The organism is Acinetobacter sp. S40, assembly GCF_016624705.1.
Taxonomy (GTDB): domain Bacteria; phylum Pseudomonadota; class Gammaproteobacteria; order Pseudomonadales; family Moraxellaceae; genus Acinetobacter.
In genome coordinates, this window is the sequence record NZ_JACVTU010000001.1 from 1 (window position 1) to 16,747 (window position 16,747).

A 16,747-nucleotide genomic window follows, 5' to 3' on the forward strand; every position below is an offset into this window, starting at 1 on the left:
TTTTTTACTAAGTATTATGCTGAAATAAAGATAAAAATAAGTTAACGCCTAAACACTCGATAACTCATGAACCAGTGCTTCATTAAAATAAGGAATATCATCTGGACTGCGTGAAGTAATCAAGACCCATCCACCTGTATTACAACGATGTACGGTTTCATCTACCCAATTTGCTCCAGCGTTTTCAAGGTCAAGACGAATACTTTTATATGAGGTTAAATTCTTATCTTTAATTCGTTCTGCATTAATCAATACCCAAGGAGCGTGGCAAATTGCTGCAATTGGCTTTGCTTGGTCTGTAAAATATTGCACGATTCGTTTGGTATCTTCATGAATGCGTAATTGGTCTGCATTTACTGTGCCACCTGGAATAACTAAAATATCATAATCCGCAGGATCTACTTTATCTAAAGTGGTTTGAGGAGAATAATTTGGGCCTTGAGTTTTATCTCCTTTTACAGTTTGTACATCATCATGTTCGACAGCTGCATGAATGGCTTCGATTCCTTTTGATTGTAAAAATTCTAAAGGCTTAATAAGCTCATCATGTTCAACGCCAGTATTAGAGGTAATAAATAATGCTTTGCTTGTCATCAGCTGAAATCCTATTTATTTGATATAAGAATTAGCCTAGTCAATTCTAAGAGTCTGTCCTGTTGTAGTTTGATACCTGATCTGTTGAAATCACATTACTGTGTAGAATTTATTTACACGAAAAGAACTTTATTCCTAAATTACTTATGTGAAAAAGCCCCAACATCCTGTCAGGGCTTTTCAGATTTGTATAATGCGGTTAATTCCTGTCAACCAACTCACATCCTGCGATTTTTATTGTTTGAAAAGAAACATCCTGTTTCTGCATGATTTAACTGTAGTTAAATTAGAGTAATCCCTCAATTCGCAAAAAACGGCGTTGTTTGTAAGTAATCGCTTACATCATATTTGAATCAATCTCATCTGATGCGCGAATTTCTGGTTTTAAAGCGACTTTCAAGAGAGTACGGTGAATGAATCGGAGTTTGTCCAAAACGGCATTCGATAAGGTAAATGGATAGGCATCTTGTAAACCCATACTCCGATTTAAACCATTTAAGGCATAACTCAATGCAAACCAGTTCGTCAATGTGTGTTCAAAATCTAGGGAACCAATCGGAGATTCTTTAAAATGCATATCGGGATCAATCTGATGATTGGCCTCAATATTCATGCCAGTATGATAAGCAGTATCCAAAGTATCCATCATATGTAAGTAATGTGCCCAAGTTTCAGCCCAGTCTTCCCACGGATGTGCACCAGCATATCGACTGATATAAAAATCTTGCCATTGTTCATCAGAACCGTTTTGATAATATTCCTCAAGTGCTTGAGCATAATCCATACGCTCATCACCAAAATACAAACGAAATTCGTCTAGCCATTCAGGATAAAGGTGAGTCATGATATCAAAGTAATAATGACCGCTTTCATGACGAAAGTGACCTAATACAGTCCGATAATTTTCCTGCATATCAAGACGTGTTTTTTCACGATGAACTACATCTGCTTCACTGGCATTGAGAGTAATTGTACCAGATTGATGTCCTGTCATAATCGGTTGATCAGGCAGGGGCATTAAGAAATTAAAACGTAGTCCAAAGCGATCATCATCATTCTTTTTAGGGCGTGGAAAAATGTTGAGCTGCTGGGTTAAATATAGAAAACGACGTTTAGCTTGCTCAAGTCGACGCCAATATAAGGTATTTTGAGGAAATGAAAGGTCAGGAATAGTATGAGTTAGGCGACATGATTCACAATAAATATGTTCGCTGTCCGCAGGAATCATCCAGTTACAGACTTGATGCTGATGATAGTTGTAGCAAGGCTTGTATAAGGTGCCTTGCTCTTTAGGATGAAGACTTTTCCAGACAAGTTCATCTACTTGCTCAAAAGTACCCATCGTTTTATTTTCGACTTCATAACCTAAAAGAGCATTGCAGTTTTCACAATGCGTATTATTAAAAAAAACCTGATGATGACAATTGTGGCAGTAGAAAACTTTCATAACAGTGCGTTTGGTAGAAAATGCTCTCACATTTTAAGAGCATTTTTAAGAAAAAGAAGTTTAAAAATGTGCTTCCAAGCCGACGTAAGGGCCTTTAAATTCCATTTTTAAAGTCTCATCGTCCCGATCAAAATCAATATTTAAGACACGATAACCTACTTTGGCACCTACATCGACCAGTAAATTTTGAATCATGTTGTACTGAACTTCTGCCTGAAAATCAGTGATTTTGGCATCATCATAATCACTATACAGTGCTTCAGCTTTGGCTCGAAAACCTGTGAATGGAAGTTTGGCGCCTACTTGAGCATATACTAGTGGATTATGGCCATCAATTTTATGGGTTTTATAGAGGATATCATCATATTGTTTCACTTGGCCCTCCAGCTTAAGCACACCCAGCCCCACATCGGCGCTCACAATATTATCTAGAATTTCATAATACAAAATCAGATCTGTCTGATCTAAATCTACGTTACTCTGATCAATGAAAATACTATTTGCCTGTGCATCCAGATCCAATTTTGTATATTTCAGTTTAATATTAGGGATTAATGGTATAGGGTGCTCAAAAGCGAGAGAAGCCTGAAAAGCGCCATCTTGATCTATTTTATATTTTGTTGTACTGCTGACGTAGGGGTCCAAGATCAGTTGGCCACTATTAAAATCATTAGACAAAGAACTTGAAGAGTGATTCGTTACATCACCAGCTACATACCAGTAATTAATATCTCCCGTTACCCCAATAAAATCAGCCTGAGCCAGACTGCTAAGGGTTAATCCCATTACACATATTGCACTTCGAAGCATTTTCATTGCTAAAAACTATCCTTAAAAAGTATCTAAAACTATTTTTTGAATGGTATTTGTTACCGAATAACAGCCGATTAATCAACATAATCAGCGCATGATATAAGAATAAGTATTGAAATACAGTGACTAAATTTAAATAAGGAAGAATTAATTATGCCGTCTAAAATGCCAACTCCTGCTGAATATCCACTATATGTTGCAGGTAAACCCGTCAAAACAGGACAATGGTTAGAAGTGCAACATAAGTTTCATCATGAATTATATGCAAAAGTTGCCCTTGCAGATGCTAAAACCATCGAAAAAGCCACTGTGGCAGCGATAAAGGCAGAAACTGAAATGGCGGCACTTAAGCCGTATGAAAAACAAAAAATATTGTTGCATTGCGTCAAACGTTTTACTGAGGAAAAATCACTATTCACTGAAATCTTGATTGCTGAGGGAGGGAAACCACGCAGTGCGGCCGCAGCGGAAGTTGAACGTTTGATAAATACCTTCCAATTAGCTGCCGATGCGACGACCCAAATGGACAGTGGTCGTGTTTTGCCTTTAGCTGTTACTCCTGTTGCAGCTGCATATCAAGGTATGGTGCGTCATGTGCCCATTGGTGCTATTTCTCTGATCAGCCCCTTTAATTTCCCACTCAATTTAACTGCGCATAAAATTGCACCTGCCATTGCAGCAGGATGTCCATTTGTTTTAAAACCAGCCAGTTTAACGCCTATCAGCGCCATAAAAATTGCTGAGATTTTAGCTGAAACAGAGTTACCAAAAGGAGCTTGGTCTATTTTACCTTGTGAACGTAGTGCTGCAGATATTCTGGTGACAGATGACCGCTTTAAAATGCTGAGTTTTACAGGCTCGGATCAAGTCGGATGGGATATGAAAGCCAGAGCCGGTCGTAAAAAAGTTACACTAGAACTGGGGGGCAATGCAGCCGTAATGATAGAACCTGATACAGAACTAACAGACGCTTTTATCGAGCGACTGATTGCAGGTGCTTATGGTCAAGCTGGACAAGTGTGTATCAGTGTGCAGCGAATTTTAGTACATACTGATATTTATAGTGAGTTAAAGAAAAAACTGGTGGCTAAAGTCAAAAAACTAAAAGCGGGCGATCCCGATTTGGCTACGACGCTCGTGGGTCCAATGATCAAGGAAAAAGAAGCAATTCGATTAAAAAAATGGCTAGATAAGGCTGAAAAAAAAGGAGCAAAAATACTTGCCGGTGGAATTCTGGAAGGTGTCTTGTTTGAAGCAACTTTAGTTGAAAATGTTGATGAAAAGCTTGAAATTTATAAAGATGAAGCCTTTGGCCCCATCGCGATTTTGGAGAAATATAAAACTTTTGAGCAAGGTGTTGCCAAAATTAATCACAGTCGTTTCGGCTTACAGGCCGGTGTTTATACTCAAAATCTCAATAATATGATGTATGCATGGCAACATTTACATGTCGGTGGCGTGATCATAAATGATATTCCTACTTTCCGTGTTGATAATATGCCTTATGGAGGTGTAAAGGATTCAGGCTTGGGAAGAGAGGGAATTCATTCAGCTATTCGTGATATGCAGGAAGAGCGTTTACTGGTCATTAAACAATCTTAATTTACCTATAATTCTAAATACGAGTGTTTGTTGCAAAGCAGGCACTCGGTGAAATACCAAAGTATTGCTTAAAGCTCGCACTAAAGGCACTTTGACTAGAAAATCCAAGATCTAGAGCGATACTCAGGATTTTTTCACCCTGAGTGAGACGCTCCAAAGCAAGTAGTAATCTTGCTTGTTGTCGCCAACGCCCAAAACTGAGTCCCGTTTGTTTTTGAAAATGCCGTTGAAAGGTAATTTTACTCATATTTAATTGCTGGCTAATATCTTCAATACGCAGCAAATGATGTGGTTGGTCCAGAACTTTCTGACATAAATGCCGTAGATGACTTTGTGTTGGCCAAGGCAGAAAGAAAGGGAGTTTTGGCATTTGTTGAAGTTCATCTAACAATAACAAATTGATTCTATCTTCACGAGTATTCGCTGTATAAGGTTCATGAATTTCGCTACTGGCAAAAATTAATTCACGTAATAACGCTGAAATTTTGATGACACAGATTGCTTGTTCAAATTGAATATTTAGCTCAGGCGAAATAAAGATTGAACGCATATGTACCTCATTAAGCATGCTAATAGCATGGGGCATTTGAGGTGAAAGCCAAACACCATGCTGAGCAGGAACAATCCACTTTCCTCTATGCGTTTCAACTAACATACTACCCTGCACCGCATACAGAAGTTGTGCCCGTGCATGTTGATGCCAATTAAAATAATGATGCTGAGGGTAGCGCGCAGATAAGCAATAAAGTGAACTTTGCGCTACTTCAAAAAACTCAAAATAATTAGGATCAGACGGCATATCTAGATGATATTTTAGCGACAATTTTTGAGATTTTATCGAAATACTTTCAAACTAAATAGTCTTACACTATTGTTCTATCATGATAGGAGCATGACTTTGGAACAGTTAACTGCCGAGTTGATTCAGACGGTAAAACAACTCAATGATCAATTGCAAAGTATTGCGCAAGCACTTCGTCAGTTTGGTCCGCAAGTTATTGTGGATAATCAACTATTTGAGCAAGCTATTGCATTTCGTTGGGAGAAAACTGAGGATTTACGTTACAAGGGTTACCTTGTTCCAATTCGGCATCCACAGCTCAGTTCATTTAATGCTTTGAGTAATATTGATCTGCAAGTGAATAAGGTTAAAGATAACACTGAAGCTTTTGTCAAAGGCTATTTTGCCAATAATGTATTGTTGACAGGTGCACGTGGAACGGGGAAATCATCCATTGTCAAAGCGTGCTTAAATGAGTTTCATGCAAAAGGATTGCGTATTATTGAGCTTGAAAAGAAAGATCTCAATGATTTACCTAAAATTGTTAATTTGATTGCAGATCGGCCAGAGCGATTTATTATTTTTTGTGATGATTTGGCTTTTGAAGCAGGTGATACGTCTTATTCTGGTTTGAAAACTGTACTGGATGGTTCATTGTCTGCCAGTGCGGATAATGTCTTGATTTATGCTACATCTAACCGTAAACATATGGTGACCGAATATCAGCGGGATAATCAGGAGTTTTTTGTTTCGGAAAGTGGAGAAATTCATCCGGGTGACAGTGTCGAGCAGAAAGTATCTTTGGCAGATCGTTTTGGTTTACAAATCCATTTTTACTCATTTTCACAAGTTGAGTATTTAAATACAGTTAAACTATGGTTAGTCGAATATGGTTGGCAGCACCATGAAATTGAGCACGTTAAACAGCAGGCCATTCAATATGCAACCCAAAAAGGTAATCGTTCAGGACGCATCGCCAACCAATTTGCCAAAATGCTCAGTGGACAACGCGCATTACAACAGGATCGATAAATCCAAGTTCCACGTGGAACAAATAACAATTTAAATGTAAGCAACAGGGGAAAAGTAACTTCCCCTTTTTGTTTACAAATAGCATTGTTTAGTTAGATTAAAATTTTTAAAAAAATGAAAATAGAACTTAAATTTTAGAAAAAATAAACAAATGAATGATAAAACCTCAAAATCATGGTTTATTTACAGCAAAATACGAGAAAATCAGTTAAAAAGCGGGTATTGTTCAAAGATTAGAAAGACAAAAAATAAATGACGATCTTTAAGGAAGACGGAACAATTTTTTGTCTATTTGGACAATCATGAGGCTCAAAAGGCAAAATATAGTTCAAATAAAAAAAATATTTTGAAATGACGCTTGTCTTGCAATGTTCAATAAATAATCCAAGCAAGATCAAGACAAATGGTGATAATTTATGACTGATACCCGTGAGAACTGGTCTTCACGATCTGGTTTTATTATTGCTGCGGTCGGCTCCGCAGTTGGTTTAGGTAATATATGGCGTTTTCCCTATGTCGCTTATGAAAATGGCGGGGGAGCATTTTTAATTCCTTATTTACTGGCTCTTATTACTGCGGGTTTACCGCTGTTATTTTTAGATTATGCGGTAGGACATAAAGCCCGAAGTTCCCCGCCTAAAGCCTATCGTAAATTATTTCGTGGGGGCGAAACATTAGGTTGGTGGCAGGTCTGTGTTTGTATCATCATCGGATTGTATTATGCCAGTGTGCTCACATGGGCGGGCAGTTATATTTATTTTTCTATCGGTCAAATGTGGGGAAGCGACCCTGAAGGTTTTTTCTTTAAAACGTATTTGCAAACCACTGAAGCAGCAAATTTTGACTTGCGATTTGTAGGGCATCTATTTTGGCCTATTTTAGGGATTTGGGCATTAACTTTGATTATCCTTTATGGAGGGGTAAAAAAAGGAGTAGAGCTTTCCAATAAAATTTTTATGCCTTTATTATTTGTTTTGTTTACGGTTCTTGTAATTCAAGCATTACGTTTACCGGGTGCGGTGAATGGGTTGAATGCTTTTTTCACCCCAAATTGGTCAGCGATGATGGACTATAAAGTATGGCTAGCGGCATATGGGCATACTTTTTTCTCGCTGTCTGTCGGCTTTGGAATCATGGTGACTTATGCTTCATATTTAAAACCCAAAACTAATTTGACTGGCTCTGGTTTAATCGTAGGCTTTGCCAATGCTTCGACTGAAATTTTAGCAGGTATTGGGATTTTCGCTGCATTAGGTTTTATGGCGCATATTGCTCATAGCAATGTACAGGATGTGGTGAGTGGCGGTATTGGGCTGGCCTTTATTGCATTTCCTAAAATTATTTCCAGTCTGGGTGCTGGGGGCGATTTATTTGGTATTTTATTTTTTGCTTCACTTTTCGTGGCAGGAATTTCTTCAATGGTCAGTATCTTGGAAGTGCCCATTGCAGCCATGCAGGATAAGCTAAAATGGAGTCGTAAAAAAGCTGTCACGATTGTAGGTGGAGGAAGTGCTGTTGTTTCAATCGTTTTATTCTCAAGTGTGAATTCCATTAAGCTGGTCGATATCGTCGATCACTTTATTAATAATATCGGCATTATTGGTGGCGCACTGGTTTCGATTATTGCAGTTGCATGGTTTAAGCGTTCGGCTTTACTCGAACTGCGTAACCATATTAATGCAATTTCAACGATTCAATTGGGCAAAGGCTGGAATTTCACCCTTACCGTGATTACGTCAATGATCTTGCTTGTTACATTATCGATGACAGTTTATCACTTGTTATTAAAAGGCTATGGTGATTATAGTATCAGTATGCAGTGGATATTTGGTTGGGGCTGCATTATTTTCTGTGCAGTGATTGCGTTGATTTTATCTAAAATGCAAGATCGTTAGGAGAGCCAGAATGAATACTTCAGCTATTGTCATGATGGTGATCTCGATGGTGTTTTTATGGGGAGGACTGGCATTGTCCATTCTGCATTTAAGCAAACATCCTGAAGAACTGGACGAAGTACTTGATGAGGTTAAAGATCAACATACACTTTGATTTTTAAGTATTCCTCTATATTGATTTATTGCAAATGAAAGTCATTATCAATTATGATGATGGCTTTCTTTTTAGGAGCAATCTCAATGTCGTCATTGTTTAGCCCAGAAGTCTGGACTGCCTTTGCAGTCACTTTTTTAGCGGGTCTGGCGACATTGGTCGGTGGTGCGATAGTCTTGTTTTTTAAACAACCTAGTTTCCGTCTTCTATCTTTTGGTCTTGCATTTTCTGGTGGGGCCATGGTCTATGTTTCGTTGACTGAGATTTTAAATAAGTCATGGCATTCATTTTCTGAAATTTTTCAGGATAAAGTTGCATATACCTATGCCACTTTTGCTTTTTTAGCAGGCGTGATTTTAGTTTTATTACTCGATCGCTTTGTACCCAATCCACATGCAATGGTCGAAAAAAGCGCAAATTTACAATTGGATCAGGCGCAAATTCGTCGTACCGCTTTACTGACTTTATTGGCGATTACAGCACATAATTTCCCCGAGGGTTTGGCAACCTTTTTTGCGACTTTAGATAGCCCAACGTTGGGTGCGCCTTTGGCAGTTGCCATTGCGATTCATAATATTCCTGAGGGCATTGCGATTGCTGTACCCGTTTATATTGCTACTCAGAAAAAGTCGATTGCGATTGTGGCAAGCTTATTATCGGGTTTAGCAGAGCCTTTTGGTGCAGCTCTAGGATACTTCCTGTTGGCGCCTTTTTTGGGGCCAATGGTTTATGGCATTGTATTTGGTTTGATTGCAGGGGTGATGGTGTATTTATCTCTGGACGAATTATTGCCAACGGCCAAACGTTATGCCCGTGGGCATGAAACAGTTTATGGTTTAGTTTCAGGTATGGCAGCGCTGGCCTTGAGTCTAGTGTTATTTAAGTTTGTATAGGTTTATATCGATCCATGAAGTATAAAAAAAGTCGCATTAAGCGACTTTTTTAATTCGGCAATAATAAAAACCATCGCCCTGTCCAGATGCTGGTAGTAACTGGCGACCATGAATTTGTTCAATTCCCCATGTTGCCTCAATTTTAATTTCTTCAGCATTTGAATGTTCAGCAAGAAAATCGATCATTTGCTGTTCATTCTCAACTTTTAAAATTGAACAGGTAACATAGAGCAGTGTGCCACCTACGTTAAGTTGCTTCCATAAATTTTGCAAAATTTGCTTTTGTAAAGCGACAGTTTGGGCAATATCGCTAGATTGACGCAACAAGCGAATATCAGGATGACGGCGTATCACACCTGTGGCTGAACAAGGAGCGTCCAGAACAATACAATCCAATGCCTGATTTGTTTGCCACGTGGTTGCATCCGCAGTGATAATTTCAACATTGTTCTGTGGTAATTTTAACCGCTGTAAATTTTCACTGACGCGAAGCAAACGCTGTGTATCCTGATCCAAAGCAATCAAGGACTGGGGTTTAAATTTTTCCAATAAATGCGCGGTTTTACCACCAGGTGCAGCACAAGCATCTAATACGAGGTGTTCATTTAGATCGGGTACAAGCGTAGCACAAAGCTGGGCATGTTCATCCTGTACCGAAAACCAACCTTGTTCAAAACCTGGTAAAGCTGTGATTTGTACGGATTGTTCCATTACGATACCAACTTCTGACAAGGTGCAGGCGTGCGCCTGAATATCCTGTGCCTGAAGTTTAGTGAGATAAGCATCCCGGCCGATATAGCGCTGGTTAATTCGTAAAGTTAGCGGCGCAGTTTGCTTGAGTTGCTGACATAAATCATCGACTTGCAAAGGCCAGTCTTTTTTTAGACGTTTATAGAGCCAACTAGGAAGGCCATGCGCTTGTTGTAAATGATGTTGAAACTCTTCTGTTTCACGTGTGGCGCGACGTAAAATCGCATTTACAATCCCACTTAAAGCATGAAAACCTAATTGTTTACTGGCAGTAACCGTTTCTGAAATAGCGGCATGTGCAGGGATACGAGTACACAATACTTGGTATAACCCAACGTATAGACAGGTCTCCACTGTTTCATTATGAAGTGGCTTTGCCAATAAGGGCAATGTAATCGCTTTAAGGGCATACCACTGGCGAAGTGTTCCCAACACCAGCTCATGAAATAAAGCACGATCACGTTCTGGAATTTCATTAAGTTGATGATGCAATAAACCTGCTAAGGATTGACCTTGCTGTACCTGTAAGAGTGTCGAAACGACTTGGGCCCGTAAATTAAGTTCGGTACTTGGACGTGGAAACTGTTTCATGCCAATACTTGTCCAACATTAAGTTTTTGAGTTTGTAAAATTTGTATAGGGTTTAAAGCTTTGCCACCCGGCCATTGCAAAGAACTCAAGCATACTGTGCCTGTATGACACGCCACATGAACACCAAATTTATCAATGGCAAGAATTTCACCAATTTGAGCATGATCGTTGTTTAGCGGGGAAAGGCTAGAGTTCCATACACGTAAATTATTACTCTCATCCAAAGCAATAAATGCTACAGGCCACGGATTGAAGGCACGAATATTACGGTCAATTTGGATGGCATCTAGTGACCAGTCAATTTGTGCTTCGTTTTTTGTTAGCTTTTGTGCATAAATCGTCTGGCTTTCATCCTGAACCTGACGTGTATGTATGTAGCTTTGTAGGCTTTGTTCTGACTCCAACACTTTGCAAATTGCTTCTGCGCCCTGAGTTGCCAATTTTTCATACACACTAGCAGAAGTGTCAGTAGTTTGAATATCGTAAAAGGTTTTATAAAGCATATCGCCAGTGTCTAAACCTGCTGCCATTTGCATAATAGTCACACCAGTTTGCGGATCTCCTGCAGCAATCGCACGTTGAATAGGAGCAGCACCACGCCAACGTGGTAATAGCGAACCGTGAATATTTAGACAACCGTATTTAGGCGTATCCAGAACCGCTTGTGGCAAAATCAAGCCATAAGCCGCAACCACCATGACATCTGCACCTAATTCAGCCAGTTGTTGCTGAGCAGCCAATCCTTCTTCTGTAGAGGCCTTAAAATGTAGGGGCTGATAGACAGGTAAATGATGTTCAAGCGCCAGTTGTTTAACTGGAGAAGGTGTGAGTTTTTGGCCACGACCTGCTTTACGATCTGGCTGGGTATAAACAGCAACAATCTCATGTTCTGTTTGAAGTAAGGCAGCCAAAGCCGTAGAGGCAAATTCAGGTGTTCCTGCAAAAATAACTTTCACACATTCACTTCCATAAAAACTTGTCGCTATTATAAGGCAAAACAGCGTTTAAGCCTAAAATCACATGGTTATTTCTATAATTACAATGGCTTAATGAGCAGATTAAATATATTTGAGGCAGATTATATTTATTGATAACTAAAGGTAATGCAAAATTAAAAAATTATTCATGAAAGTTTTGTATTCAATTTTAAACAGATCAGTTTATATTGGATCTTCTATTCTCCAAATTTTATGGTTTTGTGATGAGCTTGCATCTTGAATGCAGCTTAAAATGAAAGTCATTTTTGCTCATCGCTTAAACACTAAGCTGTAGTATGATGTAAGAATCTGCTGAAATAGCCTAATTTAGCCAGAGACCCATTTAGATTTGTCTCAAGCACAACTTGTTGGAAACGCAAATGCCTGATTATCGTTCAAAAACATCTACGCACGGAAGAAATATGGCTGGTGCGCGTGGCTTATGGCGCGCAACAGGAATGAAAGATGAAGACTTTGGTAAGCCGATTATTGCGGTGGTCAACTCGTTCACTCAATTTGTTCCAGGTCACGTGCACCTGAAAGATCTGGGTCAACTGGTGGCTGAACAGATTCAGGCAGCAGGTGGTGTAGCAAAAGAATTTAATACCATTGCAGTCGATGACGGTATCGCGATGGGGCATGATGGAATGCTGTATTCATTGCCTTCTCGTGATTTGATTGCCGATTCTGTCGAATATATGGTCAATGCACACTGTGCCGATGCCATGGTTTGTATCTCAAACTGTGACAAAATCACCCCGGGTATGTTGATGGCATCTATGCGCCTGAATATTCCAGTCGTCTTCGTGTCTGGTGGGCCGATGGAAGCAGGTAAAGTAAAAATTCGTGGAAATGAAAAGGCCATCGATCTGGTCGATGCCATGGTAGTAGCTGCCGATGACAGCTACACCGATGAAGAAGTTCAGGCTTTTGAACGTTCTGCTTGTCCCACTTGTGGTTCATGTTCAGGCATGTTCACAGCAAACTCGATGAACTGTTTAACTGAAGCGTTGGGGTTATCTTTACCAGGTAATGGTTCGATTGTGGCAACACACGCTAATCGTAAAAAATTATTTGAACGTGCAGGACAGTTGATTGTTGAATTGGCGAAACGTCATTATGAGCAGGATGACTACAGCATTTTGCCCCGTTCGATTGCCACTAAAAAAGCTTTTGAAAATGCCATGACGCTTGATATTGCAATGGGTGGTTCAACCAATACTGTATTGCATTTATTGGCAGCGGCACATGAAGCTGAAGTAGATTTCACAATGGATGACATTGATAATCTGTCACGTAAAGTGCCTGTGTTGTCTAAAGTTGCCCCTGCTAAACAAGATGTGCATATGGAAGATGTTCATCGTGCTGGTGGGATCATGGCAATTTTAGGTGAGTTAGATCGTGCGGGATTATTGGAAACTTCTATTCCTACAGTGCATGAAAAAACCTTAAAAGACGCTTTAGATAAATGGGATATTATTCGCACTGAAGCACCAGAGGTCTATGAGTTTTATCGCTCTTCACCGGGTGGCGTACCGACTCAGGTGGCATTTTCACAAAATCGCTATTATTCAACTCTGGATGGTGATCGTGAAAAGGGGGTGATTCGTAATGCTGAACATGCATTCTCTCAAGACGGTGGTCTGGCTGTTCTTTACGGTAACATTGCGCTGGATGGTTGCATTGTCAAAACCGCAGGTGTAGATGAATCAATTTTAAAATTTACGGGAACAGCGCGAGTTTTTGAAAGTCAGGATTCAGCCGTAGACGCGATTTTGGGTGGAGATATTAAAGCGGGCGATGTCGTGGTCATTCGTTATGAAGGCCCACGTGGCGGCCCGGGTATGCAAGAAATGCTTTACCCGACCAGTTATCTGAAGTCTAAAGGTTTGGGTAAAGACTGTGCTTTGATTACCGATGGTCGTTTCTCAGGCGGTTCATCTGGTCTTTCAATTGGTCACGTATCTCCCGAAGCCGCGGAAGGGGGTGCGATTGGACTGGTTCATGATGGCGATACCATTGAAATTGATATTCCAAACCGTACTATCCACTTAAATGTTGATGATGCGACATTGGCACATCGTCGTACGGTACAGGAAGAAAAAGGCTGGCATCCAGTGGAAGAGCGCAAGCGTAAAGTGTCAAAAGCTTTAAAAGCTTATGCCATGCATACCACGAGTGCTGCCCGAGGCGCGGTACGCGAACTCTAATCGTTTGATCTGAGTCTATAAAACACTCACTTTTGTGGGTGTTTTTTTATGGAAAATGGTCATTTCAATGTTAAAGTATAATGCGTTATGCTTTTTTATTCTGTTTAACCCATTGTCCGATAAAAATTTATTAGAGGCTTGCTTCATGTCACTGTTACGCCGTTGGTTTGATCCTATTCGATCGAGTTGGTTTTACCAAAAGCCCTCTCGTCAGGCGGTGTTATCAACGGAGCAGGGATTAAGTATTTATCTGAGACTGGATGATGTTTATAGCTATTTGGCTGTACAGCAACTGACACAATTGGATGAAATCCTCAGTGATGAGTTAAAACCGCTCAAAGTCATTATTTCACATCAGTCCGCAGAACCTCCCAATGGTATGACAGAACTGGAATGGCAAAATTATTGTTTAAATGACGCCCAGATTTTAGCCAGACAACATCGTTTTAGTTTTGATGAAACCCCTGAATCGCCGATCACAGAAGCACTCCATCAAGCCGAAGTCATCCTTAAAAACACACCCTTACAAGGGAAAAATTTCCTGTATTTGCTTGAAGATGTCTTTCATATGCTGTGGCAACAGCAATATGGCAAATTACGCACTTTGTATACGATGGCTAGCCAGCAGCAAAGTCCCCAGAATTTTCCAGAACGTATCTTTAATAATGTTCCTGTTCCTGCCAGTTTCTTTGAGTTTGGTGGACGTAAATATCATGCGGTTGATGATTTGCTTCGCTTGACCCGCCGTTTAAAACAACAAAAATTATTAACGGGTAATCCGATTTTCTTAATTAATCACATTGAATGGCGTGAACATTTACTCAGTGATGCTGAAGAGTTGGCAGATATTCAGGCCATGCATCCTGAACTAGATTTATTTATTGCACTGGAAGACCCGATTAGCTGGTTATTATTGGCTTATATTCGGGAAGAATTGGCCAATTATTATAATATTCAGCTCAATGTCTATCCGCTGAGTTATCAGCGGCGTGATTTATTTGACTGGAGTTTGGCAACACGATTATCCAAACGTACAGATGTCGCATTTACTCCTTTTTGTCGTCCCACTCAGGAAGCCACACTGGAAATGGCTCGTTTGTATTATAGTGCGTCTGAGGAACAACGAGTCGATGCTATCTATGACATTTTGCAAGCTGTCTGGACCAAAGGCAAGGATCCATCTTATAAACCTCATTTTCAGGCATTGCAGCAGCAACTCGGTATCGAGTCCATTAATCAAGAAGAAATTACAACGTTATTGGCGCAAAATGATCGTTTATGTCAGGATAAACATCAACCAGACTTTCCAGTACTGGAACTGCGTATAGACGGACAACGTTATGTATTTAATAGTTTGTACCGAGTCTGGATGATTGAAAGTATTTTCAATAATGTGCTAGAAGAAAAATATAAAAGCGAAAGTCTGGAAAGCTAATTCAGCTTTCTTTTAATTTGTCCTCACTCCTATTTCAGTCCATTTACTTTTAAAAAAACTGCGTTTCGCCGGAGCTGGAACGCAGTTTTTGTTTTCCTTGATGAATTGTTTAACAAAAAAAGAACTAAACGTTGGAAAAAGGTATGTTCTTTATGCTAAATATTTGTGTAGATAATAGGTAACATTTTTCTTATAAATACAAATTGAAATAGTTGGTATTCATAAGAAAATTGGAGCTGTCTTATGATGACTACATCAAATCGTGATTTAAAATTACATCGTATCGTGATCGTCGGTGGAGGAGCTGGAGGACTTGAACTCGCGACACGTTTAGGCAATAGACTAGGTAAACATCAAAAAGCAGAGATAATTCTGGTTGATGCTGCACTCACTCATATCTGGAAACCTTTGCTCCATGAGGTGGCAGCGGGGACGTTAAATTCTTATGAAGATGAGTTGAATTATTTTGCACATGCCAATCAACATCATTTTGAATTTTTTCTGGGTCGTTTAAAAGATATTAAGCGTCAGACAAAAGAAATTGTGCTGGACGTGTTGCGTGATGAAGAGGGTAAAGACATTGCGCCTGAACGACGCATTGGCTATGACACGTTGGTGATGGCGATTGGTTCCACTTCAAATGACTTTGGTACATCAGGTGCTAAAGAACATTGTATTTTTCTGGATTCAAGGCCACAGGCAGACCGGTTTCAACGTGAATTTTTAAGTATGTATTTGGAAGCTCAGGCCAATCATTTGATGCATCGTCATCAGAATGATTTAAATATTGCAATTATCGGAGCAGGCGCAACGGGCGTGGAATTGGCTGCCGAATTACACCATGCAGCAAATGAGTTTTCTAAATATGGACTCAATAGTATCGACCCTAAAGACGTCAATATTAGTTTAATAGAAGCAGCACCGCGGATTCTTCCAGCATTGAATGAGCGTGTATCGGAACGTGCTCAAAAAGAGTTGGAACAGATCGGAGTAAAAGTTCTAACCCATTGTCGAGTGACGCATATCGATGCCGATACCGTTTTTTGTGAAGGAGACTTACAAATTGCTGCGACCCTCAAAGTTTGGTCAGCGGGGATTAAAGCGCCAGATTTTCTCAAAGACATTGCGGGTTTGGAAACGAATCGCATTCATCAATTAGTGGTACGTCCAAGCTTACAAACCACACGGGATGATGATATTTTTGCGATGGGTGACTGTGCCTGCTATATCCCAGAGGGGCAGGAGCGACCTGTTCCGCCACGTGCGCAAGTGGCTAATCAAGAAGCTATATTTCTGGCAAAGGCGCTGGAAAATCGTTTGAATCAAAAATCCTTGGGACAATTCCAATTCAAAGATAAAGGTTCGCTGGTTTCCTTAAGTGAACACAGTAGCGTGGGAAGCATTTTTAATAATATTAATGTGGAAGGGTTTATGGCGCGGATGATGTATGTGTCACTCTATCGTTTTCATCAAGTGGCCTTACATGGAGTATTTAAAACGGCCTTAATGATGATGACGGATTTATTATCTAAGACGGCCTCTCCGAAACTCAAAATGCACTAATTTCATCTTG

The 16,747-nt window shown here is 39.9% G+C and carries 14 protein-coding genes; 8 read left to right on the forward strand and 6 right to left on the reverse strand.

What is annotated here, in order from left to right; translation table 11 throughout:
• Positions 1-48: 48 nt before the first annotated feature.
• The 3 genes from IAE19_RS00005 to IAE19_RS00015 form a co-directional block, all read right to left on the reverse strand.
• Positions 49-594, reverse strand: a complete 546-nt coding sequence (locus IAE19_RS00005; RefSeq protein WP_200458901.1) for a type 1 glutamine amidotransferase domain-containing protein — start codon at positions 592-594, stop codon at positions 49-51.
• Positions 595-931: 337 nt separating this feature from the next.
• Positions 932-2,041 (reverse strand): putative zinc-binding metallopeptidase, encoded by a 1,110-nt coding sequence (locus tag IAE19_RS00010; RefSeq protein ID WP_200458902.1) that lies wholly within the window; start codon positions 2,039-2,041, stop codon positions 932-934.
• A 60-nt stretch (positions 2,042-2,101) separates the two neighbouring features.
• Complete coding sequence (locus IAE19_RS00015) at positions 2,102-2,857, reverse strand: TIGR04219 family outer membrane beta-barrel protein (protein WP_200458903.1); 756 nt, start codon at positions 2,855-2,857, stop codon at positions 2,102-2,104.
• A 150-nt stretch (positions 2,858-3,007) separates the two neighbouring features.
• Here IAE19_RS00015 and IAE19_RS00020 point away from each other — a divergent pair, with 150 nt between their 5' ends.
• The gene (locus IAE19_RS00020) at positions 3,008-4,456 is read left to right on the forward strand and encodes an aldehyde dehydrogenase family protein (protein WP_200458904.1); all 1,449 of its coding nucleotides are present in this window, start codon (positions 3,008-3,010) and stop codon (positions 4,454-4,456) included.
• Positions 4,457-4,469: 13 nt separating this feature from the next.
• Here IAE19_RS00020 and IAE19_RS00025 read toward each other — a convergent pair whose 3' ends face one another.
• Positions 4,470-5,255, reverse strand: coding sequence for a helix-turn-helix domain-containing protein (locus tag IAE19_RS00025; protein WP_200458905.1), 786 nt, complete (start codon positions 5,253-5,255; stop codon positions 4,470-4,472).
• Between the two features lie 93 nt (positions 5,256-5,348).
• Between IAE19_RS00025 and IAE19_RS00030 the strand changes: the two genes are divergently transcribed.
• The 4 genes from IAE19_RS00030 (at position 5,349) to zupT (ending at position 9,211) form a co-directional block, all read left to right on the forward strand.
• Positions 5,349-6,269: an ATP-binding protein gene (locus tag IAE19_RS00030; protein WP_200458906.1), complete on the forward strand. Its 921-nt coding sequence runs from the start codon at positions 5,349-5,351 to the stop codon at positions 6,267-6,269.
• Between the two features lie 416 nt (positions 6,270-6,685).
• On the forward strand, positions 6,686-8,164 hold the full coding sequence (locus IAE19_RS00035; protein ID WP_200458907.1) for a sodium-dependent transporter: 1,479 nt from the start codon (positions 6,686-6,688) through the stop codon (positions 8,162-8,164).
• 10 nt (positions 8,165-8,174) lie between these two features.
• A complete protein-coding gene (locus IAE19_RS00040) occupies positions 8,175-8,318 on the forward strand; it encodes a methionine/alanine import family NSS transporter small subunit (RefSeq protein WP_200458908.1) in 144 nt (47 codons plus the stop codon).
• Between the two features lie 86 nt (positions 8,319-8,404).
• Positions 8,405-9,211, forward strand: a complete 807-nt coding sequence (gene zupT, locus IAE19_RS00045; protein ID WP_200458909.1) for a zinc transporter ZupT — start codon at positions 8,405-8,407, stop codon at positions 9,209-9,211.
• A 36-nt stretch (positions 9,212-9,247) separates the two neighbouring features.
• Here zupT and rsmB read toward each other — a convergent pair whose 3' ends face one another.
• Both rsmB and fmt read right to left on the reverse strand, forming a co-directional pair.
• Entirely contained in the window at positions 9,248-10,552 is a 1,305-nt protein-coding gene (gene rsmB / locus IAE19_RS00050) for a 16S rRNA (cytosine(967)-C(5))-methyltransferase RsmB (protein ID WP_200458910.1), read from the reverse strand.
• A complete protein-coding gene (gene fmt, locus IAE19_RS00055; RefSeq protein WP_200458911.1) occupies positions 10,549-11,508 on the reverse strand; it encodes a methionyl-tRNA formyltransferase in 960 nt (319 codons plus the stop codon). Before fmt ends, rsmB begins: the two co-directional genes overlap by 4 nt.
• A gap of 401 nt (positions 11,509-11,909) precedes the next feature.
• Here fmt and ilvD point away from each other — a divergent pair, with 401 nt between their 5' ends.
• The 3 genes from ilvD (at position 11,910) to IAE19_RS00070 (ending at position 16,737) form a co-directional block, all read left to right on the forward strand.
• A complete protein-coding gene (gene ilvD, locus IAE19_RS00060) occupies positions 11,910-13,739 on the forward strand; it encodes a dihydroxy-acid dehydratase (RefSeq protein WP_200458912.1) in 1,830 nt (609 codons plus the stop codon).
• A gap of 145 nt (positions 13,740-13,884) precedes the next feature.
• Entirely contained in the window at positions 13,885-15,174 is a 1,290-nt protein-coding gene (locus IAE19_RS00065; RefSeq protein ID WP_200458913.1) for a hypothetical protein, read from the forward strand.
• A gap of 243 nt (positions 15,175-15,417) precedes the next feature.
• The gene (locus tag IAE19_RS00070) at positions 15,418-16,737 is read left to right on the forward strand and encodes an NAD(P)/FAD-dependent oxidoreductase (protein ID WP_200458914.1); all 1,320 of its coding nucleotides are present in this window, start codon (positions 15,418-15,420) and stop codon (positions 16,735-16,737) included.
• The last annotated feature ends 10 nt before the right edge of the window (positions 16,738-16,747 follow it).